At 61.3% G+C, this 20,912-nt stretch carries 16 protein-coding genes; 4 read left to right on the top strand and 12 right to left on the bottom strand.

The window, feature by feature from the left end:
- Positions 1-4: 4 nt before the first annotated feature.
- From SRB521_RS10645 to SRB521_RS10630, 4 genes are all read right to left on the bottom strand, one after another.
- A complete protein-coding gene (locus tag SRB521_RS10645) occupies positions 5-469 on the bottom strand; it encodes an AlbA family DNA-binding domain-containing protein (RefSeq protein ID WP_371824766.1) in 465 nt (154 codons plus the stop codon).
- Positions 470-487: 18 nt separating this feature from the next.
- Entirely contained in the window at positions 488-2,068 is a 1,581-nt protein-coding gene (locus SRB521_RS10640; protein WP_075703551.1) for an NAD(P)/FAD-dependent oxidoreductase, read from the bottom strand.
- 358 nt (positions 2,069-2,426) lie between these two features.
- Positions 2,427-3,776, bottom strand: a complete 1,350-nt coding sequence (gene gdhA / locus SRB521_RS10635; protein WP_058117327.1) for an NADP-specific glutamate dehydrogenase — start codon at positions 3,774-3,776, stop codon at positions 2,427-2,429.
- Between the two features lie 278 nt (positions 3,777-4,054).
- Complete coding sequence (locus SRB521_RS10630) at positions 4,055-5,260, bottom strand: acetate/propionate family kinase (protein WP_033119262.1); 1,206 nt, start codon at positions 5,258-5,260, stop codon at positions 4,055-4,057.
- A 154-nt stretch (positions 5,261-5,414) separates the two neighbouring features.
- Here SRB521_RS10630 and SRB521_RS10625 point away from each other — a divergent pair, with 154 nt between their 5' ends.
- Complete coding sequence (locus SRB521_RS10625) at positions 5,415-6,581, top strand: tRNA(Met) cytidine acetate ligase (protein WP_116721815.1); 1,167 nt, start codon at positions 5,415-5,417, stop codon at positions 6,579-6,581.
- Between the two features lie 260 nt (positions 6,582-6,841).
- On the opposite strand, the gene SRB521_RS16190 is transcribed toward SRB521_RS10625, so the two are convergent.
- The 6 genes from SRB521_RS16190 to SRB521_RS10600 all read right to left on the bottom strand — a co-directional run bounded on the left by SRB521_RS16190 (position 6,842) and on the right by SRB521_RS10600 (position 10,856).
- Positions 6,842-7,018: a hypothetical protein gene (locus tag SRB521_RS16190; protein ID WP_165366626.1), complete on the bottom strand. Its 177-nt coding sequence runs from the start codon at positions 7,016-7,018 to the stop codon at positions 6,842-6,844.
- A gap of 19 nt (positions 7,019-7,037) precedes the next feature.
- Positions 7,038-7,385, bottom strand: coding sequence for a hypothetical protein (locus SRB521_RS16540; RefSeq protein ID WP_242976531.1), 348 nt, complete (start codon positions 7,383-7,385; stop codon positions 7,038-7,040).
- Between the two features lie 133 nt (positions 7,386-7,518).
- Positions 7,519-8,790, bottom strand: coding sequence for a polysaccharide deacetylase family protein (locus SRB521_RS10615; RefSeq protein WP_058117330.1), 1,272 nt, complete (start codon positions 8,788-8,790; stop codon positions 7,519-7,521).
- A gap of 86 nt (positions 8,791-8,876) precedes the next feature.
- Entirely contained in the window at positions 8,877-9,392 is a 516-nt protein-coding gene (locus SRB521_RS10610; RefSeq protein WP_058117331.1) for a Gx transporter family protein, read from the bottom strand.
- 14 nt (positions 9,393-9,406) lie between these two features.
- Positions 9,407-9,808, bottom strand: coding sequence for a NusG domain II-containing protein (locus tag SRB521_RS10605; RefSeq protein WP_058117332.1), 402 nt, complete (start codon positions 9,806-9,808; stop codon positions 9,407-9,409).
- Positions 9,789-10,856: an FAD:protein FMN transferase gene (locus tag SRB521_RS10600; protein ID WP_058117333.1), complete on the bottom strand. Its 1,068-nt coding sequence runs from the start codon at positions 10,854-10,856 to the stop codon at positions 9,789-9,791. Before SRB521_RS10600 ends, SRB521_RS10605 begins: the two co-directional genes overlap by 20 nt.
- A gap of 188 nt (positions 10,857-11,044) precedes the next feature.
- Between SRB521_RS10600 and SRB521_RS10595 the strand changes: the two genes are divergently transcribed.
- Positions 11,045-11,845, top strand: a complete 801-nt coding sequence (locus SRB521_RS10595) for a hypothetical protein (RefSeq protein WP_075703555.1) — start codon at positions 11,045-11,047, stop codon at positions 11,843-11,845.
- 44 nt (positions 11,846-11,889) lie between these two features.
- Here SRB521_RS10595 and SRB521_RS10590 read toward each other — a convergent pair whose 3' ends face one another.
- Complete coding sequence (locus SRB521_RS10590) at positions 11,890-13,665, bottom strand: Na/Pi cotransporter family protein (RefSeq protein ID WP_033117788.1); 1,776 nt, start codon at positions 13,663-13,665, stop codon at positions 11,890-11,892.
- 364 nt (positions 13,666-14,029) lie between these two features.
- Between SRB521_RS10590 and SRB521_RS10585 the strand changes: the two genes are divergently transcribed.
- The gene (locus SRB521_RS10585) at positions 14,030-16,648 is read left to right on the top strand and encodes a diguanylate cyclase domain-containing protein (RefSeq protein ID WP_207215972.1); all 2,619 of its coding nucleotides are present in this window, start codon (positions 14,030-14,032) and stop codon (positions 16,646-16,648) included.
- A gap of 131 nt (positions 16,649-16,779) precedes the next feature.
- Here SRB521_RS10585 and SRB521_RS10575 read toward each other — a convergent pair whose 3' ends face one another.
- Entirely contained in the window at positions 16,780-17,160 is a 381-nt protein-coding gene (locus SRB521_RS10575; RefSeq protein WP_075703557.1) for a hypothetical protein, read from the bottom strand.
- A gap of 162 nt (positions 17,161-17,322) precedes the next feature.
- Between SRB521_RS10575 and SRB521_RS10570 the strand changes: the two genes are divergently transcribed.
- On the top strand, positions 17,323-20,871 hold the full coding sequence (locus tag SRB521_RS10570; protein WP_116721811.1) for a PBECR3 domain-containing polyvalent protein: 3,549 nt from the start codon (positions 17,323-17,325) through the stop codon (positions 20,869-20,871).
- Positions 20,872-20,912: the final 41 nt, after the last annotated feature.

Raw genomic sequence — 20,912 nt, 5'->3', positions numbered from 1 at the left:
CTCCTCAGTGTGTCCGCGCGCCCAGCATGGCCTGGACCTCGGCCCGGGTGCAGTGGTAGTCCCCGTCTCCACTGCGGCGATAGGAGCCATGGAAGGGGTCCTGCCCCAGATAGACGGGGAGCTGGTCCCGTTCCCCGGGCGGGACCTGAATCACCAGCACGGCGCCGTCGTCGGTGCCCGCCACCCAGACGTCCTCCGGACGTAAAATATTGACGCTGACCACCTGAGGATCGCTGACCATGCGCCAGAACTCCTTCGCCATTTCGTGGGGCTCCAGCAGGCCCTGGACCCGAAGGCTGTGGTCGGGACGCTCCTCCACGCCCAGAAGGATGAGCCCGCCGTAGCTGTTGGCAAAAGCGGAATAGGTCTCCCAAATGCTGTGGGGCAGTCCCCCGGTGGCCAGCTTGGCCTCCAGGCGGTTATTTTCCCGGTATTGCTCGATATGGTTGAGGTCCAGCAAGGGGAACACCTCCCGATGATCGATATTTCAGGGTGCGGCGATCCGCTCCGCCACACGGATCCCATCCGCGGCGGCACTCATGATCCCGCCGGCCCAGCCGCCGCCCTCTCCGCAGGGATAGAGGCCGCGGACCGGCGACTGGAGGTCCGCGCCGCGCAGCAGGCGGACCGGAGAAGAGGAGCGGGTCTCCACTCCGGTCAGCAGGGCCTCCGGAGCGTCAAAGCCGTGTAGGCGCTTCCCCATGAGGGGCAATGCGCTCCGCAGCGTATCCGTGACAAATCCGGGCAGACAGAGGCGGAGATCGGCGGGTACCACGCCGGGACGATAGGTGGCTTCCACCGTGGAGGAGAGGGAGGGAGTGGAGCCTGAGAGCAGGCTGCCGACGGTCTGGGCGGGCGCGAAATAGCTGCCGCCGCCCAAGTCAAAGGCACGACTCTCCCACAGCTCTTGGAACTGCATACCGGCCAAGGGATGCGAGGAGGCGAAGTCGGCAGGGGAGACGCCCACCAGCAGTCCGCCGTTGCAGTTTCGCCCCCCTCTGGACCTCCGGCTCATGCCATTGGTCACAAGGTGCCCCGGCTCTGATGCGGCGGCGACCACTTCGCCGCCGGGACAAACGCAGAAGGTGAAGGCGGAGCGTCCGTCGGGAAGGTGACAGGCGAGCTTATAGTCCGACGGGGGAAGCCTTTTCCAGGCCGACCCATATTGGGCGGCGCTGATATCGGATTGCAGGTGCTCGATGCGCACGCCCACTGCAAAAGACTTGGGTTCCATGGGGACGCCCGCGTCAAAAAGCATGCGGAAGGTATCCCGGGCCGAGTGGCCCGGAGCCAGTGCCAGAGCATCCGTCTCCAGCGTATAGGGGCCGGTTGGCGCATCCACCGTTACAGCCGTGAGCACGCCGCCCCGAATGGAGAGGCCGGAGAGACGGTGTTCGAACCGGATGTCGCAGCCCAGGCGCAACAGCTCCAGACGGATGTTCCGCACCACCTCCACGAGCACGTCGGTGCCGATGTGGGGCTTGTGGGAATAGCGGATATCCTCCGGCGCGCCGTGTACCACCAGGGCTTCCACCACGGCGGAAAGACGGGGGTCATGGGTCCCGGTGGTCAGCTTTCCGTCGGAGAAGGTCCCGGCCCCGCCCTCGCCGAACTGGACGTTGGAGGCGGGGTCCAGCGCACCCCCCGCCCAAAAGGCGGATACGTCGCGGCTCCTCTGCTCCACGGGACGGCCCCGCTCCAAAACAATGGGGGGCAGGCCAGCACGCGCCAGAAAAAGGGCGGTAAAGAGCCCGGCAGGGCCCATGCCCACCACCACGGGCCGGAGCGATGCGCTGCGGGTGGGGGTGGGAAAGCGGTAGGGATGGGGCGCATGGAGCGTGACGGCCCGGTTTTGTGCCCGCCGGACCAGGTAGGCCTCGTCCTCGGCGGACAGGTCCACTGTGCAGACATAGTGGACGTCGGACTTTTTCCGGGCGTCGATGGATTGGCGGACAAGCGTGAGGGCCTGAACAGCGTCGGGGGAAATGCGGAGCATACGTGCGGCTTTGGCCCGGAGCTCGGGAAGGTCCGCGTCGAGGGAGAGAGGGAGGTCGCTGATTCGTATCATGTCATCACCTTACAGATAGTGTACCACAGGGAGGACAGGGTGACAAGAAAAAGGCGCGTGCCTTTTGTCCGGAGCCTGGAAGGCGCGAAGCAGCCCAGACTTCATCATATTGTATTTGCATAAGCGCAAAAATAAGCGGTACTCGGCCCCAAAGCCGAGTACCGCCTATTTTCTGGTTGGTCGACCTCGCCTGACAAAGGCCGTATTTAAGTGAGTTTGCGCTCCGCTGCTATACAAACATCCGGCAAGTGTGGCGTATTTTGGGGACGGAGGATCGGAACAGATCCCGCCCTGTGGCGAGGTGTTTCCCGCAGCCGGGGAGAGAAGGACGGCGGCCTGAGCCTGTCGGGCGCCGGCCTTAGTAAGCGATGCCCTGCCAGAGCATGGCGTCGGCCACCTTGAGGAAACCGGCGATGTTGGCGCCGGCCACCAGGTTGCCGGGCATACCATATTCTTCGGCAGCCTGAGCGGCGCTGTGGTAAATGTTCGTCATGATACCGTGGAGCTTTTCGTCCACCTCTTCAAAGGTCCAGGAGAGCCGCAGGGAGTTCTGGCTCATCTCCAGGCCGGAGGTGGCTACACCGCCCGCATTGGCCGCCTTGGCGGGTCCGAACAGCACGCCGTTGAGCTGGAAGATTTCCACCGCCTCGGGAGTGGAGGGCATATTGGCGCCCTCCGCCACGGCGTAACAGCCGTTTTTCACCAAGGCCTGGGCGGCCACGCCGTCCAGCTCGTTCTGTGTGGCGCAGGGAAGGGCAATGTCGCAGGGGACGTTCCAGATACCCGAGCATCCCTCCACATATTTGGCGGCGGGAACATAGTCCAGATAGGTCTTGATGCGGGCGCGCTTGACTTCCTTGATCTCCTGGATGATCTTGAAGTCGATGCCGTTTTCATCCACGATATAGCCGTTGGAGTCGCTCATGGCGATGACCTTGCCGCCCAGCTGCGTGGCCTTCTGGTTGGCGTAGATGGCCACATTGCCGCTGCCGGAGATCACGACCCGCTGGCCGTCGAAGGATTTGCCGTTGGCCGAGAGCATCTCCTTGGTAAAATAGCATAGGCCATAGCCGGTGGCCTCGGTCCGGGCCAGAGAGCCGCCGTAAGTCAGACCCTTTCCGGTGAGCACGCCGGTAAACTCGTTGCGCAGGCGCTTATACTGGCCGAACAGGAAGCCGATCTCACGGGCGCCCACGCCGATATCGCCGGCGGGGACATCGGTGAACTGGCCGATGTGGCGCTGGAGCTCGGTCATAAAGGACTGACAGAAACGCATGACCTCGGCGTCGCTCTTGCCCTTGGGGTCGAAGTCGGAGCCGCCCTTGCCGCCGCCCATGGGAAGACCGGTCAGACTGTTCTTGAAAATCTGTTCAAAGCCAAGAAATTTAATAATGGACAGGTTGACGCTGGGGTGGAAGCGCAGGCCGCCCTTATAGGGGCCGATGGCGGAATTGAACTGGACGCGGAAGCCGCGGTTTACCTGGACGGCGCCCTGGTCGTCCACCCAGGGCACTCGGAACTGGACCACACGCTCCGGCTCCACGATGCGCTGAAGGACGCCCGCCTTCTCCAGCTCGGGACGCTTCTCCACGACAGGCTGGAGGGACTCCAGCACTTCGCCCACAGCCTGGAGGAATTCCGGCTGATGGGGATCTTTCTTCTCCACGGTGGCATAGACGTTTTGCAGGTAAGCACTTTTAAATTCCATGTTGCCAAACCCCTTTGTATGGCGTGCTCTCCTAAAAAATGGAGACTACCAAAATGTGTTGGGAGTATTATACGACGGCAGGCCCCGGAATGCAAGAGAAAAATGAAAACTTGCAGTTTGAATCCATAAATTCTTCCCTGCGCAGGAGGAGGTGCAGGAGGGAGGGACAAGAAATGCTTTTGCTGTACGTGGGTGAAGAACAAAAGAACCGCCCGCCGCAGGATGCGGCAGGCGGCTCGGCAAATGTCGTGGAAGGGGCCGGTGTGCACGGGGCGGGGTTACTTGCCCAGCTTGGAGACGATCTCGGCGGTGTCGGTGGCGATGACCAGTTCCTCGTTGGTGGGGATGAGCAGGGTGTGCACAGTGGCGTCGGCAGCGGAGATATCGGTCTCCTCGCCGCGAACCTTGTTCTTTTCAGGATCGATCTTGATGCCCATAAAGCCCAGGCTGGACACGATCTGCTCGCGCAGCTCGGCGGAGTTCTCGCCCACGCCGGCGGTGAACACCACGGCGTCCACACCGCCCATGGCGGCGGAGGCGGAGGCGATACGCTTGGTGACCTTATAGCAGAACATGTCTATGGCCAGCTTGGCGCGCTCATTGCCCTCTTCGGCGGCCTTCTCCAGATCGCGGAAGTCGGAGGACACACCGGAAACGCCCAGCACACCGGACTTCTTGTTGAGGATATTCATGACCTCGTCGATGGTCAGGCTGTGGGTGTGCATCAAGAATTCGATGATGGAGGGGTCCACGGCGCCGGAACGGGTTCCCATGGGCACACCGTCCAGGGGGGTGAAGCCCATGGACGTCTCGATGGACTTGCCGCCGTCGATGGCGCAGATGGAGGAGCCATTGCCCAGATGACAGGTGACGATCTTCAGCTCTTCAATGGGGCGGCCCAGCATATCGGCGGCACGGCGGGAGACGTACAGGTGAGAGGTGCCGTGGAAGCCGTAGCGGCGGACGTGATCCTTTTCGTAATACTCATAGGGAATGGCATACATGAACGCGCGGGGGGGCATCGTCTGGTGGAAGGCGGTGTCGAACACGCCCACCATGGGGACGCCGGGCATGACCTTCTGGCAGGCCTGGATGCCGGTGATGTTGGCGGGGTTGTGGAGGGGGGCCAGGGGGATGCACTCCTCCAGAGCGGCCATTACGGCGTCGTCGATGAGCACGGAGCAGGCGAACTTCTCGCCGCCATGGACCACGCGGTGTCCGACGGCGTCGATCTCGGACATGCTCTTGATCACGCCGTGCTCGGGGCTGGTGAGAGCGTCGAGGACGGCCTGAATGGCCTCCGCGTGGGTGGGCATGGGGATGTTGAACTCGTACTTGCCGTCGGTGGCGGGCACCTTGTGGGTCAGGCGGCCGTCGATGCCGATGCGCTCACAGAGACCCTTGGCCAGGACCTCTTTGGTCTCAGGGACCATGAGCTGATATTTGAGGGAAGAACTGCCAGCGTTGATGACGAGGACTTTCATAATCGTATCCCGCTCCTTAAAAAAGTTTGGTTCCGCCTTGATAGAAGGCGTGTGTTCCGCTAAAATAACAATTATAATTGTAGACCATTCCGAAGAAAAGAACAACCCATTATTTCGAAAAAAGTCAAACTTTTTCCGCCTGGAGGTTCCTGCCATGAACATTGTGGGCATCATCGCCGAATATAATCCCTTCCATCTCGGACATGCCCGGCAGATTGCCGAGACCCGCAGGGCACTGGGGGACTGTGCCGTGGTCTGCGCCATGAGCGGCCACTGGGTCCAGCGGGGGGAGTGCGCCCTTACCGACAAGTGGACCCGGGCGGGGATGGCCCTGCGGGGCGGGGCGGATCTGGTGCTAGAGCTGCCCACGCCCTGGGCCACCTCCTCGGCGGAGTCCTTTGCGCGGGGGGGCGTGGGGATACTGGCCGCGGCAGGGGTGGTGGACACCCTGTCCTTCGGGAGCGAGGGAGGCGATACGGCGCCCCTGTACCGCGCGGCCGCCTGTCTTGGCTCGGAGGAATACCGGACCGCTCTGCGCCGATTCCTGGACAAGGGGCTGCCCTTTGCCGCGTGCAGGCAGGCGGCGGTGGAGGAGCTGCTGGGCAGGGAGGCCGCCCTCTGCCTGAGCCGCCCCAATGATAACTTGGCCGTGGAGTATCTCCGCGCCCTGCCGGAGCGGATGGGGGCCCTGGCGGTGAGGCGGGTGGGGGCGGAGCACGACGGGGCCCCGGTGGGAGGCTATGCCTCGGCGTCCGCCATCCGGGGATGGCTACACTGCGGAAAGATTCAGCGGGCGGAGGCATATCTGCCCGAACCTTGGCAGGGTGACGTGGCCTCCATGGAGTGGTGTGAGCGCGCGGTGCTCTCCCGGCTGCGGACTATGTGCCCGGAGGAGGCGGAGCGCCTTCCCGACAGTGGGGAGGGCGTGGCTGCCCGGCTGATTTCGGCCGGAAGGGCGGCCCGAAGCCTGGAGGAACTCTATGCGCTGGCAAAGACCAAGCGATACGCCCACGCACGCATCCGGAGGCTGGCGCTGTGGGCCTATCTGGGCCTCGCCGCGGAGGATCGGCCGGAGCGGGCGCCCTATCTGCGGGTGCTGGGCTTTAACGAGCGGGGACGCGCGGTGCTGCGGGAGATGGAGGGGCGGGCCCAAGCCCCCATTCTCACCAAGCCCGCCCACGCCAGGGATTTAGAGCCTGCGGCCCGGCGGCTCTTCGAGCTGGAGGCCCGGTGTACGGACCTTTACGGACTGTGCTTTGCAGAGCCATGGCCCTGCGGCAGGGAGTGGACCACAAACCCTGTGCGCTGCGAAGCGCAATAAATGCGGCGGGTGAGCCGGGAGCTCACCCGCCGCATTTGCGTGCGGTCATGCCCCGGAAAAGTCCAGGGGGATCTCCACACCACAGAAGGAGAGGGATTCTATCTCCCCGAGTGCGATGAGATCGGTAAATGTGACATCGAAACTGGCGATGTAGAGCTCTCTCCCTTTATAGGAGTAGCCGTAAGTTCAGAAGTCGGTATCGCATTCCATCAGGTCGATGGCGGTGCCGTCCCGCAGGGTGAGGACGAAGCCCCCCTTTTTCAGGGCACTGATGGTTCCATCCAGGGCGTCCTGGGAGGCGGGGACGCTTTCCCCCGGCAGGGGACGGCACGGCGCGTCCGCGGGCCGCGCGCTGCCGCGCGGGCCAGGATTTTTTCCTCCAGGGCGGGGTCGAAGGGCACATGCTCTATGGCATCGTGATAGTGTTCAAGATTCATAACTTGCCTCCTCCAGCTCTTACTTGATCAGAGTCCGGCCCCGGGAGAGGCGGGTCCCCACTGTGGCGGCGGGCAGGACCAGAATGTGGACGATCTCCCGGATGAAATAGCTCTCATAGTAATGCAGGTGAAGGGGAAGACGGTACTTTTCCTCCTGGGAGAAGACGGCGGCAAGGACCTCGTCTTCCCGGCGATCCAGGGCGGTCAGGGACTCCGGAAGCTCATTCCGGCTCCGGTACCAGCCGCTTTTGAGCAGGTTCCTGCATTTGTTGGCCGTGACCTTCAGCAGCCATGCCTTCAGGTGGTCCCCGTCCCGTACGCCGGAGGGCCTTTCCAGAGGGGATGAGGAAGACCTCCTGGGCCACATCCTCGGCCTCCGCACGGTTTTTCAGGCAGGCGTAAGCGGCGCGGACCACGCTGGGAAGAGAGGGACTGAATTTTTCACCCACATATAAATTTTGTCCGGCAGACGTCGTCTGCCGGACAAAACAGGGTGGAGGTCAATCCCAATTCACGCCCAGATCAGGGCGAACCTCCAGGTCGATGATATCCTTGGCATCGTAGAACTGGAGGTAGCGGTCCCGCTGCTTCCGCAGGGTGGTGCCGTCGGGGTGGAGACGGTCACAGATGACGGCGGAGATATCCGTCTTGATCTTGGAATAGGATTCGATCCCCACAGAGGCAAAGACCCGGAATCCCATGCTCTGGAGGTACTGGAACATGGGGCCGGTCTGCTTGACGTCGTCATTGCCGTCGGGGCGGGCGCCGTGGGGATAGAAGAGGATGGTGGTGGGGCCCACCAGACTGCCCACCTCTTCGGCCCAGCGCTCGGTGTCGTTCTTCACCACCTCCAAAGACTTGGTGGAGAGATTGATATGGCCCCAGGTGTGGGAGCCAAAGGTCCAGCCCGTCTCCTTGAGCCGCTGGATCACCGGCTTTACCGCGTCGATCTCGCTCTGGCGGTAAGCCTCAAAGGCGGGGCGGTCGGGGGAGCCGGCGGCGATGTCACGGTCGTTCTGGGTCCGGTAACCCAAAATGCCCTGGTAGCCGGTGAGAGAGAAAATCGCCTTGGCGCCGTTGAGGGAGAAGTCGGGGTGCTCCAGCACAAAGTTGTCCAGGATGGGGGTGGCATCCAGGTCCTGGGTAAGGAAGGTCTCCTGTGTGTAGGGGTCGGTGCACTGGGCCCAGATCTGTCCGTCATCCCCCACCACCAGCTTTGAGGTGAACCCCTCGGCCAGCATGTAGTCGTAGTAGTTCACATCATCGAAAGAGATGACGAGCGGCTTTTTCCCCTCGGGGAGCATGAGGGTGTTGCGGACCATGTGGGGGACGCCGGTACCGTCGCTGGTCTCGGTCCACACATCCTCCATCCGTACCAGAATGTAACCCCTCTCATAGAGGTTGTTGAGAATCTTATTGTATTCGTCCACCGTTACCATCCAGTCGTCCAGCCCGTCCTTCTGGGCCTGGGAGGCGGAGCTGTCGGTGAAGGCGTACTTGGGGTAGGCGATGACAGGGTGAAAGAAGAGATGCTCCACCACCTGATCGGGTCCCCACGCCTGTGTGAGCTGATCCGCAGACCAGTAATTTTTCACCGCATCGTAGGGGTCGGCGGCAGGGGTGGGCGTGGGTTCCGGCGCGGCGGTCTCCAAGGGCGCAGGAGTGGTGTCGGCGGTCCCGGAGGGCTGCGCTCCGCCGCTGCCGCAGGCGGCCAGGGATAGAGTCAGACCCAGGGATAAAAGCAGGGCGCAGGCGCGTTTGAGCTGGTTCATTGGTAAAGTTCCTCCTATTATTCTATCTTGCTCCCTATGATAAGACAAGGCAGAGAAGAAAACACTACAAAGCGGTTACGAATCGGTTAAGATTTCCTGTCGGCGGGCTGCGGTATCCGGCGGACCAGCAGGATGGAGGCGGCCCCCGTGACGGCGCCCGTGGCCACGCTGGCGAGCAGGAGCGGGGCCAGGTACACGGCGATGGCGGGGGAGCCCAGCACGGCGATGGCGGCCAGGATCTGTCCGGCGTTATGGGCGGCCGCGCCGGCGATGCAGACGCCGAAGAGCGAGAAGCCCCGGAAGTGGAGCAGTGCCCACATTGTGAGCAACGCAAACACGCCACCCGTGAGAGAGAAGGCCAGGGCGGTCAGATTGCCTCCCACCAGCGCGCTCAAGAGGCAGCGGGAGACCAGGATGGCGAGGGCCTCTCTAGAGGAGAGGATACACAGAGCGTAGACCGTGACCAGATTGGCCAGTCCCAGCCGCAGTCCGGGCAGGGGGATCAGGACGGTAAGAGGGACAAGCCCCTCGCACACGGAGATGGCGAGGGCCAGGGCGGTCAGCACTGCGCACCGGGTAAGCCGGCGGACGGAATGATTCATGATACGCGGCCCTCCTAACCCGTTATACCGTCGACCTCAGGCGCATCGCTCCCGGAGACCGAGATGACAAGGCGGTTGGGCAGGCATACGATCTGCCCGCCGGAGCGGGAGACCCAGCCGATATGGACGCAGTCCTGGTTGGGGCAGCCGCTGTGGGCGATCCGGATGCGCCCGGGCTCCGCCTCCACAGTGATGGGATAGGGCGCGCCGGGCACCTCCAGAGTGACGGGGCCGGTGAGCGCAGTGAGCTCGATCTCTGCCACCAATTCATGATCTAAGACGATCCGGGCGGTCAAAAAGTTGCCGCTCCGGGGGCGGAAAAGAAACAAAAGAGATCCGGCGGCGGCCAGAACGGCCAGGACCACCAGCGCGTCCCAAAACGTGGGACGGGTACGCTCAGCGGCGGATGATCTCATAGGTGTACCCCGCCTCCTTACCTCGAAAATCCAGGCCGTCCTCCAACCCCTCGGTGATCCAGACGGAGCCGTCCTCCCGCACCAGGACCAGGTCAAAACCGGCGCCCTCCAGGCCGTGCGCCCTCCAGAGCCGGACAGACTGCTCCGCTCCCATGACGTAGCAGGCGGTGGACAGACCGTCCGCAAGCATTCCGTCAGAGGAAACCGCCGTTACAGAGAGCAGACCGCTTTCGGCCGGATAGCCGGTGGCGGGATCAAGAATATGGTGATAGGTGGTCCCATCCACCTCGAACTTCCGCTCATAGCTGCCGGAGGTGGAGCAGGTCTTATCGGAAAGGGAGAGGATACAAAAGTAGGTTTCAGTGTTGCGGGGGTCCTTGACACCGATGCGCCAGGGCGTGCCGTCGGGCCGCGTGCCCAGCGCCGTGAGGTTGCCGCCCAGATCCAATATGGCGGAGGTCACGCCGGAATCCGTCAGGAGGGGGACAAGGAGGTCGGCGGCGCGGCCCTTGGCCACCGCGCCCAGATCCACGGCCATGCCGGGGCCGTCCAGCCAGGCCAGCGGGGCCTCCGCGGAGCCGGACACGTGCAGCCTGCCGCTGTCCACCAGGGGCAGAAGAGCGTCCAGCTCCGTTCGGGAGGGCACCCGGAAGTCCGACTCCTGGAAAACGGAGGTGGTGCCGAAGCCCCAGGCGTCCATGATGGGGGCAATGGTGATGTCCAGGGCGCCGCCGGTCAGTGCGCCCAGCTCCCGGGCGCGGGAAAGGAGAGCGCCGGTTTCGGGGGCGACCTCTGTCTCCGGCGCCGGATCGCCTGCGGCGGCATTGAGACGGGAGACGTCGCTGGATGCCTTGGTGCGGGACCACAGGCCATCCAGACGGTTGATTGCCTGCTGGGCGGACAGCGCAGCGTCAGAGGCGTGTGAGCCGTAAAGTGTCAATGTCATCGTGGTGTTCATGGCAAAAAGCTGCTGGGTGACCGGCGTATCTGCGCCGGAACAGCCGGCAAGCAGAAACAGCGACAAAAAAAGGGGGAGCAGACGTTTCATACTATCCTCACAGCCGATTAAAAAAGATAAAATAATTGTATCATATTGGCCGGTTGATGACAACCTAAGCAGGGATATCCGTTTTTTCTAGTTGCAAACCCCGGCGATTTCTGATAGAATACCATCTGTTAGACTGGTCGTCCTGTGGACGCCGGGTCTCTGCGAGCATCGTACAAGGAGATGGATCCATGGATAAAGAGAAACGCGTGTCAGAAAAGCGCGCGGCACAAAGCCGGAAAGAGGATGCAGCCCTCAACCGGGTGCTGATCTGGTTCGGCGCCGCCGTGGTGGCAGAGCTTATTCTGCTTCTTCTGAACCGTTATTATATCAACGCCACCACCCGGCCGGGCGAGATTGAGTTCCAGGGTGCCCTGTTGGCGGCCTTTCCGACCATTCTGGGGGTCACGGCGGGGGGCTTCGTGCTCTGTCTGGTGTGGCTGCTGTTCTGGCGCAGGGGTGGGAAAAACATTGTGCTTCCCGGATGTCTCACCGTGGCGTTTGGTATCCTGATGGTCATCGCGGCGGTCACTTATCGGTTCTATGCCTCCGGTGTGCAGCTCCTGTGCGGACTGGTTCCGGCCATTGCGGTGCTGGCACTGGTCTATTACCTCTATCAGCATGAGTTCTTTGCTGTGACGGTCCTCTCGGCTCTGGGTATCCTGGGGCTCTGGCTGTTCCGCAAGGCCAACGGCGGCCATGCTGCCGTAGTCTACGGCTATATGGCCGTGACGGCTGTGGTGCTGGTAGCGGCGGTGCTGGTCTGCCGCTCCATGCAGAAAAACGGCGGCGTCCTCCGCCTGGGCGGCCGCAGCATCCAGGTATTAGGCCGAAACGCGGGGTACGGGATGGTCTACCTCACATGTGGGATCGTAGCCGCTGCTTTGGCGGCGGCGCTGATCCTTGGGACCGCCGCTGCGTACTATCTCATTTTTGTGATGGTGGCTTGGCTCTTCGTGATGGCGGTCTATTACACTGTGAAGTTGATGTAACTTGGTAAAGGGCCGCCTCCGACATCGTCGGAGGCGGCCCTTTTTTATTTCTCCATCTCGATCGGGCTGAAGTACTTTTCCCGGTATTCGGCAAAGAGACGGTCGAACTCCTGATCTCCGCCGGCATGGAGATATTTGAGGTAAGTATGGGTGTCGGGCAGATGTTCACTGACGGGAGCGGTCGTACGGACAATGAGCATGGCCACGTTGGAGCAGTGGTCGGAGATACGCTCCAGATTGATCAGCAGTTCCAGGAACTGTGTGCCCAGCTCGATGGTACAGGCCCCGGCCTTGAGTCGCTCAATATGTCGGTTTTTCAGCACCTCCTGCATGAGGTCCACCACTTCCTCCAGCGGTTCCACATGGAGGGCCAGGGCATGGTCCCGATTCCGATAGCAGGTCAGGGTGGTGTCCAAAGTCTCCATGACGGCGTCGGTAAGGCTCCGGATCTCATCTCTGGCCACGGGAGAAAAGGCGATGTCCCGCTGGTGCATGGTGGAGGCGATCTCGGAGACATTGACGGCGTAGTCGCCGATGCGCTCGAAATTGGTGAGGGTGTGGAGCAGCTCGGACACCAGGGCGCTCTCCGGGTCTGTGAGGGCCCGGTCCGTCAGCTTGACCAGATAGCTGTCCAGCGTGTTCTCCAGCTTGTCGATGGTGGCCTCATTTTCCTGGAGGCGCTCCAGCTTTTTTTCATCATAGTCGGAGAGCAGCTCCACGGCCAGAAGGAAATCTTCGCGGGCCTTCTCCCCCATGGTAATGACGGCGGTGCGGGCCTGGTCCAGAGCCACGGAGGGGGAGGAGAGAAAGCGCTCGTCCAGCAGGTTGAACTCGGGGGCCACGGTATCCCCGGGGACCAGTTTTTCCACGATTTTCACCAGAATCTTGTGGAAGGGCAGCAGCAGAGCGGTACAGGCGACATTAAAGCACAGGTGCAGATTGGCGATAGAGCCCCGGTTCATCACACTGTCCCAGAAGGTGAAGTGGAACAGGGTGTTGCCCACATAGAGGAGCGCCAGGAAGAACAGGGTGCCGATCACGTTGAAGAGAAGATGGATCATGGCCGTCCGTTTGGCGTTTTTGCTGGCACCGATGGAGGAGAGAATGGCGGTGACGCAGGTACCGATATTCTGCCCCATGATAAGAGGGATGGCGGTGTAAAAGCGAACCACACCGGTGGAGCTCACGGCCTGGAGGATGCCCATAGAGGCCGAGGAGCTCTGGATCAGGGCGGTGACGGCGGCACCCGCCAGAATCCCCAGGAGGGGATTGGAGAAAGCGACGAAGAGCTCCTGGAATTCGGGCAGATCCTTAAGACCGGAGACCGCGCGCTCCATCGTGTTCATGCCGATAAAGAGAAGGCCCAGCCCCAGGATGATCTGCCCCACGATGCGTTTGCGCCCGCCGCGCAGGAACAGATACAGCACAACGCCCGCCGCAGCCAGGAGGGGGCCCAGTACGGAGGGCTTAAGCAGCAAAAGAAGCAGGTTGTCGGAGGAGATATCCCCCAGGCGCAGGAGCTGTGCCGTGACGGTGGTGCCGATATTGGCCCCCATGATGATGCCGACCGTTTGCTCCAGCTTCATGATGCCCGCGTTAACGAAGCCGACGCACATGACGGTGGTGGCGGCGGAGCTCTGGATCAATCCGGTGACCAGCGCGCCCAGCAGGACACCCCGGAACACATTGCTGGTCAGCCGTTCCAATATGCCCTCCAGACGGCCGCTGGACAGCTTCTCCAAGCCGTCGGTCATGGTGGACATGCCGAAGAGAAAGGTAGCGATGGCCCCGATGAGGGTGATCACGTCCGTTATATTCACCTGTCTGCCTCCAAATCTGACTTCTCTGTCAAATTGCGTTAGGGGCGGCCGGAACGATGCTCCGGGCACGAAAATAGAGAGGATCGCCTCATTGCCCCAACATAAATTATATCCGTGTTTTCCGTAAACGTAAATCCCATGTAAAGCACTTTCCTCAAGTTTTACATTTCGGCTAAAACCGTGTGGGGGTTTTCGTAGAAATCGGTCAAAAACCTGGAGACGGCGGGAGAAGAGGACGACGACGGGGATACGGCCCTTGCGCAGAAAAAGCAGGGTTATCCTTGTCCTTTTCCGCAAGATGCGGTATGATAAAGACAAATCGGAGAGATCTACTGGGAAACGCTCTTGCGGCACGAGGGCCGACATGAAATGGAAAGGAGAGCGCCCCATGGCGATGGAACTGGAACGCGCCGCGCTGGAGCTTGTGGAGAGGAAAGTGCGCGGATATGTGGAGCACCCGGGTCTGGGGCCGGACTGGGCTGCGCTGGCGGAGGGCACGGACTGGACGGGAAAAGACTGCCTGGAGGCCCTGTACGGAAGGGCGCGGCTGTATGTGGACGGAATGGAGCTGATCCCGTCTTCCTTGGGCGAGGGTCTGTGTCTGGTGACGGGAACGGCCGCAGTGCGGGGGGAAGACCCCTCCCGCCGGACAGCGGCACTGCGGATTTCCGCGTTGTGCCTCTGTGTTGAAGATGAGATGCGGCTTCTGCACGTGCATACCTCGGTACAGGGGGAGCCCTCGGCCTCCGGACCGGAGCGAAGCCCTGCGGACGGATGGGGCCCGGGGGCCGACCTGCTGTCTCTGGATCTGCCCGGTGGCATCATCTGCTGCGACAATAGCCCGGAGCTGCGTCTTCTGGAATACAGCGAGGGGTTTCTGCGCCTGGTCGGCTATACCCGTGAGGAGGTGCGTGACCGCTTTGACGGCCAATTGGCCGGGATGATTTTGCCCGAGGATCTGGAGCGTACACGGGGGCAGATTGGGAAGCAGCTCAACCGAGGCGCCGACAGGGAGGTTGAATACCGCATCCGTCGGAAGGACGGGACGGTAATCTGGGTCCTGGACAGAGGCCGTCTGGTGAGAAAGGGAGACGGAAAGGGTGCCTTCCACTGCATTCTCATGGATGAGACGCAGGACAAGCACGCCAGGCAGAAGCTCCAGGACAGTCTGGAGCGGTATCAGATCATCTCCTCCCAGACCAATGACGTGATCTTTGAATGGGATCTGGAGCATGACACAGTCAGATATTCCGAGAACTGGCGGCAGAAATTTGGATATCCTCCGCTGCCGGACCCGCCGGAGGCGGGAACGCAGTGGGATGAACGGATCCATCCCGAGGATCGGGAAAACCTCTATGAGCTGGTACGGCGGGTGAAGGGCGGCGCGCCTTACGCGGAGGCGGAGGCGCGGATCTCAAACGCCGAGGGCCGCCACTCCTGGTACCGGATACGGATCACGCTTCAGCATCTGGAAGGAGGGACGCGCCGAAGGGCCGTGGGCGTCGTCATCGACATCGACTCCATAAAGCGCCAGACCCAAAAGCTGCGGCGCATGGCAGAGCAGGACACCCTCACCGGCATCTACAACAGGAGGGCCGCCCAGGAACTGATTGCCCAAAGGCTGGAGGGTATTGCGCCGGGAGAGATGGGGGCGCTCTTTGTTCTGGACGTGGACGACTTCAAGCTGGTCAACGACCGATACGGTCATCTGGGCGGAGACGCGGTGCTCACTGATATTGCAGGGGCCCTCAAGGGGAGCTTCCGGGGGGAGGATATCGTGGCCCGCATCGGCGGAGATGAGTTCTGCGTCTACCTCTCCGGGGTCCGGAGCCGGGAGATTTTGGCGCAAAAGGCGGAGGAGATACTGAAATTGTTCCGCCGCCTGATGGAACGGGAGGACAGGCACTGCCTCTCCTGCAGCATCGGCGTTGCCGTGAGCCCGCAGGATGGAGAGGACTATCACAGCCTCTTTCGAAATGCGGACGCCGCCCTCTACTGTGCAAAAGACAAGGGAAAGAACCAGGTTGCCTTTTATGTGCATGGTATGGGCTGGTCAGAGCGAAAGGGGACGACCCTGGTCCGGGAGCGGGGAGAGATCGAATCGGAGCGGGGCGAAGGCTTCCAGTCCGGAGATCTGGCCGGGTATGTATTCCGGACGCTGTATGAGGCGGACGATGTGGGGAGGGCCATCGCACTTTTGCTGGAGATTATCGGGAAAAAGATGCGCGTGAGCCGCGCCTATATTTTTGAGCTGGAGGAGGACGGACAGTATCTGCGCAACACATTTGAATGGTGTGATGAGCAGACGCAGCCGGAGATCGGCAACCTGCAGCGCGTAGAGCTGGAATCGATCAAGGACTCCGTCGACGTGCTGAAGGAAAGGGGTGCACTATATATCCGGGATGTCTCCAAACTGCCCAAGGAGAGCGGCACACGGATGATCTTGGAACCCCAGGGCATTCACGCTATGCTCCAGTGCGCAGTCCGCAGTGGCGGCACGTTCAAGGGGACGGTGGGGTTCGATGAGTGCCGGGGGGCCTATGTCTGGACAAAGGAGCAGGTGGAGGTACTCTCTTTGGTCGCAGACATCGTGGGGACGTTCTTGGTCCGCTACCGGGCGCAGGAGAAGGCGGAGCGGGTGGCAGAGGACCTGACCGCGATCCTGAATCATCAGCAGGCGTGTATTTATGTGGTGGATCCTGACACCCACGCGGTCCTGTTCGTTAACGACAGAACGAGAAAAGCGGCGCCCGAACTGCGGCTGGGCGATACTTGCTACCGTGCCTTTTTCGGCAATGACACCCCCTGTCCGATCTGTCCTCTAGGGGATGAGCAGGCGGACGGGACAGGCAGGCGCATCTTCAGCCGTCTGCTGGGCCGGGAGGTAGAGGCGGTGGCGACCGAGATCCCCTGGCGGGGGAGGCGGGGGGCTTATCTGATCTCGTGCTACCCGGTGGAGGGAGAGGGAGGAGACAATGGATGAAAACGGAACTGGAGACACTACAGAGCTGGTTGGACGGCAGCGACGACATCGTCTTTTTCGGAGGAGCCGGAGTATCCACGGAAGTGGTGTAATTAGTCCTGACTTTTTGGCAGAAAAACAGAGCGTGAAAGTCACGCTCTGAATTTGATCCCACATGGGTGGATGCCGTCAATATAGATTTCCTCGATGATGGACCGCCACATGCGGCGTTTATCTTCTTTGCTTAATGTCGCATAGATCGATGCAAAGTCGCTTTTTAGGAACTGCTTCAAGATTTTCAAGTCCGGCGGCCGCTCATCCTTTTCTGCCTGCTTCGCTTTCTCTAATTTCCTTTTGATCTCCGCGACTTGCTCCGCGTATTCCTCGTCCGAGATATTCCCAGCCACAAAGACTACATTCACCCTGCGCAGTTGCTCGTTGAGCTTGGCGACGTCGAGTTCAACGAGCTTTTTCTTTTTCTGCCTGCCGGCGAGCTCCGCGCCTGAAAGGAACGCCTCCAACTCGCCCGCCACATTTTGCAGGAGATACTTTTCTACCTTCTTCTCCGAGACGGTGCCCTTGTAGGTGCAGATGCCTACCTGTCCATTATTGCATCGGTAGCCGGGATCGATTCGTCTGTGTCAGCCTTCTTTGAGAAGTGGAGGAACGGCAGAAAAGGACGCCCCGATGAAAAATTGGAAAAGCTGTATCTGGGGAGGATGAGCGAGGGGACCAGAGCGGCAGTGAGTGATATTCTTGGGTACGAAGTTTCGGAACGTGATTTTATCGTAACGAACGACGGTGTAAAACACATCCTTGATACGCACGGGGACCCAGAAGCGGAGGTCAGAAAAGGAAATCTGCCCCTTACGTCGGATATCATTGATGCGCTTCCGTCTGTAGTGAAGAACCCGGATAATATTCGGCCCGGGCATGCCGAAAAGAGTTCGCCATATCGTCAGGGGGTCATCTTTGAAAAGATGCTTCCAGACGGGACTGTGGTGTACATTCAATTTGACAATTCCAAGCGGGGAACGTTTGAAGGCCGCACGCTGTACGTAAAAGAAAAAGAAAGCTCTCCCTCCGGGGTGGATGCCTCCATGGAGACCCCAACCTCTACGTCCAAGACGACGGAGCCTGAGCTTTCTTCTACCCCCATTATAGCAGATTCCTCCGCCGGTGGCAATACCCAGTCTGCCCAGGCGGGGCCGGAAACATCCGTAGGGGGCTTCGGTCCGAACACAGTGGGCTCGGCGGAAAACCCGTTTCAGTCAGCCCCCAAAATATCCAAGGTGGAAACGAACACCTTTGAAAACAGCGGTATCTACAAGGATGTGGACAAGCAGATGGCCGGGGTCAGGCCCGAAGATCTCACCTACGACCCTGTCTCCGAACGGCAGAGCATGTCCCATGCGCAGGACCGGCTGGCAAACGACTTCGAAGGGGAGAAGGCCGATCTCCCCAACAAGGAAGCCTGGAGCGGGGAAGACCTGGACACGGCCATGGGCATCCTGTCATGGGCACGGCAACAGGGGAAGCAGACAGGCGACTACGCCGAGTTCAACCGGTGGCGCAAGCTCATCCAGGAGAAGGGAACCAACGCCGGCCAGATGATTCAGGCGTTTGCAAAGTACACCAGGACCCCGGAGGGGATTCTGATGGACGCGGCCAAGGTGCTGGACGGCATCGAAATGGACGAGTCCAGGCGCAACGCCATCCTGAATGATGTGGAAACGCAGGTGAACGCTCTGGAGAGCGTCGGAGAGGGGGATGTGGATGGTCTGATCGCACTGATCGAGCGCAACAGCGAGATTCGAGGCACCACCGGTCTATTCTCAAAGCAGACCACCAGGCAGATGGATTGGGCCCTGCGGGAGGTCGCAAAGCGCTACGGTGACGCGGAGGCTTTCTTGCGGGATGTGGCCGTATCCCAGCTCCGCAGCATCGCCGCCGACTATCTGCCGGTCAGCCCGTTGGAAGCCATAAAGAACTACCGGGTGATGGGGATGCTCTCCAAGGCGTCCACCGTCATGCGCAACCTGGTGAGCAACAACGTGTTTGACCCGCTGGAGACGCTCTCCAACGACATTGGAGTTCCGCTTGACATCGCACTGTCCAAGCTGACCGGGCAGCGCACCACGGCGGTGGACAAGTCCTGGCTCTCGAAGACCAAGCGTCAGGGCTCGCTGGAGGGGTTGCTGAAATCCTACATACAGGTGGGCCTGGACGCCAACACGGAGAACGCCAGGGGCCGCTATGAGGGAGCTGCGGGGCGGACGTTCAAGATGACCGGCAACCTCTTTGAGCGTCTGCTGTCCACCTGGGCCAAATACGAGGGATACGCCCTGAACACCACGGACGAGTTCCAGAAAGGCGGCATCCGAGCGGAGGCCCAGCGCGGCATAGACGAGCTGAAATCCGCGGGGAAGCTTGGCGTCAAAGCCCTTCCCACCTGGGCGGACGAGACCGCACGGCAGCGCACGTTCCAGAATGAAGGAAGATTTTCCGGGGCCATGACCGGCTTGCGCAATGCGGGCAACAAATTCGCTCTCAAGGACTCCAGGGGCGGCTCCTTCGGCGTTGGGGATCTCATGCTTCCCTTCGCCCGGGTGCCGGGCAACTTGGTCTCTCAAGCAGCCAACTACAGCCCCCTGGGGCTGGCAAACGGCATGAAGGACGTGGCGCGGACGTTATATCAGGCCAAGAAGGGGACGCTCTCCCCGGAGATGCAGGCCCAGGCGGTACGAAATGTGGGACGCGGGATCACCGGCTCCGCCGCGCTGGCCGGGTTCGGGGCCATGGCACTGGCCGGTCTGCTCAGCGTGGTCGGTGCGGAAGACAAGGACAAGGAGGCCCTGGAGCGGGCGCGGGGGAAGAACGGCACCCAGTGGAACCTGTCGGCCACCCTGCGCTGGCTGAATGGAGAGGGCGCAGAGTGGCGGGACGGCGATACGCTGATGTCTATCGGATTCCTGGAGCCCCTGAACGCCATTATGGCGGCGGGGGCGCTGATGGCCGACTCCTACCGGGAAGACGGGGAGCTGTCGCTTGTGGATGTGGCGATGTCTTCTGGGAGCGCCACGTTCCAGGCAGTGCTGGACCTGCCCGCTATGTCGTCGATTCGAAGTCTGATGGACGCCTACACCTACGCAGAGGGAGAGACTGCGGGGGAGAAGGTCATCGGAATGCTACTCAGTTACGGCGGTTCCCAGGCGTCCAGCTTCCTTCTGCCCAACTTTGTAAAGGGGATCGCCACCGGTCTGGACGACACGGTCCGAAGCCAGTACAGCAGCGGGTCCACGTTGGGTACCGTGCGGGACAGCATTGTGTCCGGACTGCCCATGTTCCGTGAAAACCTCCCCGCCTCCGTGGACGGCTTCGGACGGGAGCGGACCTATACCGGTAATACGGCATTGAACCTGCTCAACGACAACCTTCTGCCGGGACAGCTCCAGACCTACAAGCAGAACGCCGTAGAGAAGGAATTGGAGAGGATCAGCAGCGGTACCGGAGCGGTAAACATCTACCCGGGTAAGAACGCGCCCTACACGGTCCGGCACGACAACCAGTCCTACAGCCTCACGCCGGTGGAACGGGACGCATACCAGCGCAGCAGGGGACAGGTCACCCTCGGACTGATGGAGAGCCTGGTGGGCTCGAAGAGCTACCAGAGCGCGTCCGACCAGGAGAAGGCGGAGATGCTGGCCGACGTGGTATCTTTTGGCGAGGATACCGCCAAGCGGGAACTGCTGGCGGCCCGGGGCGTACCATACAAGAGCAGCCTGTGGGAGAAGGCTTATTCCATCACGCAACAAGGGATCGACTTCGGGCTTTATCTGGAGTATAAGGACCTGCTGGCGGAGCGGAAGGCAGTGGGGAATGCCTCCGAAGCCAACGCCGCCGTGCGGAAGGCCCTCTTCTCGGACGGACGGCTCACCCAGGGGCAGAAAGAATTTTTGGACCGGACGATGCTGTCCGATGGGATATACATTCCCAAGGATTTGGACGTGGACTACTCCAACGCGGAGAGCTTCGCTATTTCCCAGATGTCCGACGGGGCTCAGAAGCGGTGGCCAGGAGTGAAGGAACGTTTCCCGAGCCTCACGCCGGAGCAGTACGCGCAGGCATGGAGCATCTACAACAAGGACAGCAAGGAAATGTCCGCCGCCGACAAAAAGGCCGCCCTGCGGGCGCTCATCGGTCCACAGGGCAATGCGCTCTACGACCAGTTGGGGAAGAGGTAAAGTAAGAGGGCCGCTCCACATCGGGGCGGCCCTTATCTTGC

The sequence above is a fragment of the Intestinimonas butyriciproducens genome, assembly GCF_004154955.1.
Lineage (GTDB): Bacteria > Bacillota > Clostridia > Oscillospirales > Oscillospiraceae > Intestinimonas > Intestinimonas butyriciproducens.
Note: the sequence above shows the minus strand (reverse complement) of the source record. Positions and strands in the feature narration are given on the sequence as shown.

Coding starts and splice junctions, on each gene's coding strand:
- SRB521_RS10640 (WP_075703551.1), bottom strand. CDS start 2,068: ATGATACGAATCAGCGACCTCCCTCTCTCCCTCGACGCGGACCTTCCC.
- gdhA (WP_058117327.1), bottom strand. CDS start 3,776: ATGGAATTTAAAAGTGCTTACCTGCAAAACGTCTATGCCACCGTGGAG.
- SRB521_RS10630 (WP_033119262.1), bottom strand. CDS start 5,260: ATGAAAGTCCTCGTCATCAACGCTGGCAGTTCTTCCCTCAAATATCAG.
- SRB521_RS10625 (WP_116721815.1), top strand. CDS start 5,415: ATGAACATTGTGGGCATCATCGCCGAATATAATCCCTTCCATCTCGGA.
- SRB521_RS16190 (WP_165366626.1), bottom strand. CDS start 7,018: ATGAATCTTGAACACTATCACGATGCCATAGAGCATGTGCCCTTCGAC.
- SRB521_RS16540 (WP_242976531.1), bottom strand. CDS start 7,385: ATGTGGCCCAGGAGGTCTTCCTCATCCCCTCTGGAAAGGCCCTCCGGC.
- SRB521_RS10615 (WP_058117330.1), bottom strand. CDS start 8,790: ATGAACCAGCTCAAACGCGCCTGCGCCCTGCTTTTATCCCTGGGTCTG.
- SRB521_RS10610 (WP_058117331.1), bottom strand. CDS start 9,392: ATGAATCATTCCGTCCGCCGGCTTACCCGGTGCGCAGTGCTGACCGCC.
- SRB521_RS10605 (WP_058117332.1), bottom strand. CDS start 9,808: ATGAGATCATCCGCCGCTGAGCGTACCCGTCCCACGTTTTGGGACGCG.
- SRB521_RS10600 (WP_058117333.1), bottom strand. CDS start 10,856: ATGAAACGTCTGCTCCCCCTTTTTTTGTCGCTGTTTCTGCTTGCCGGC.
- SRB521_RS10595 (WP_075703555.1), top strand. CDS start 11,045: ATGGATAAAGAGAAACGCGTGTCAGAAAAGCGCGCGGCACAAAGCCGG.
- SRB521_RS10585 (WP_207215972.1), top strand. CDS start 14,030: ATGAAATGGAAAGGAGAGCGCCCCATGGCGATGGAACTGGAACGCGCC.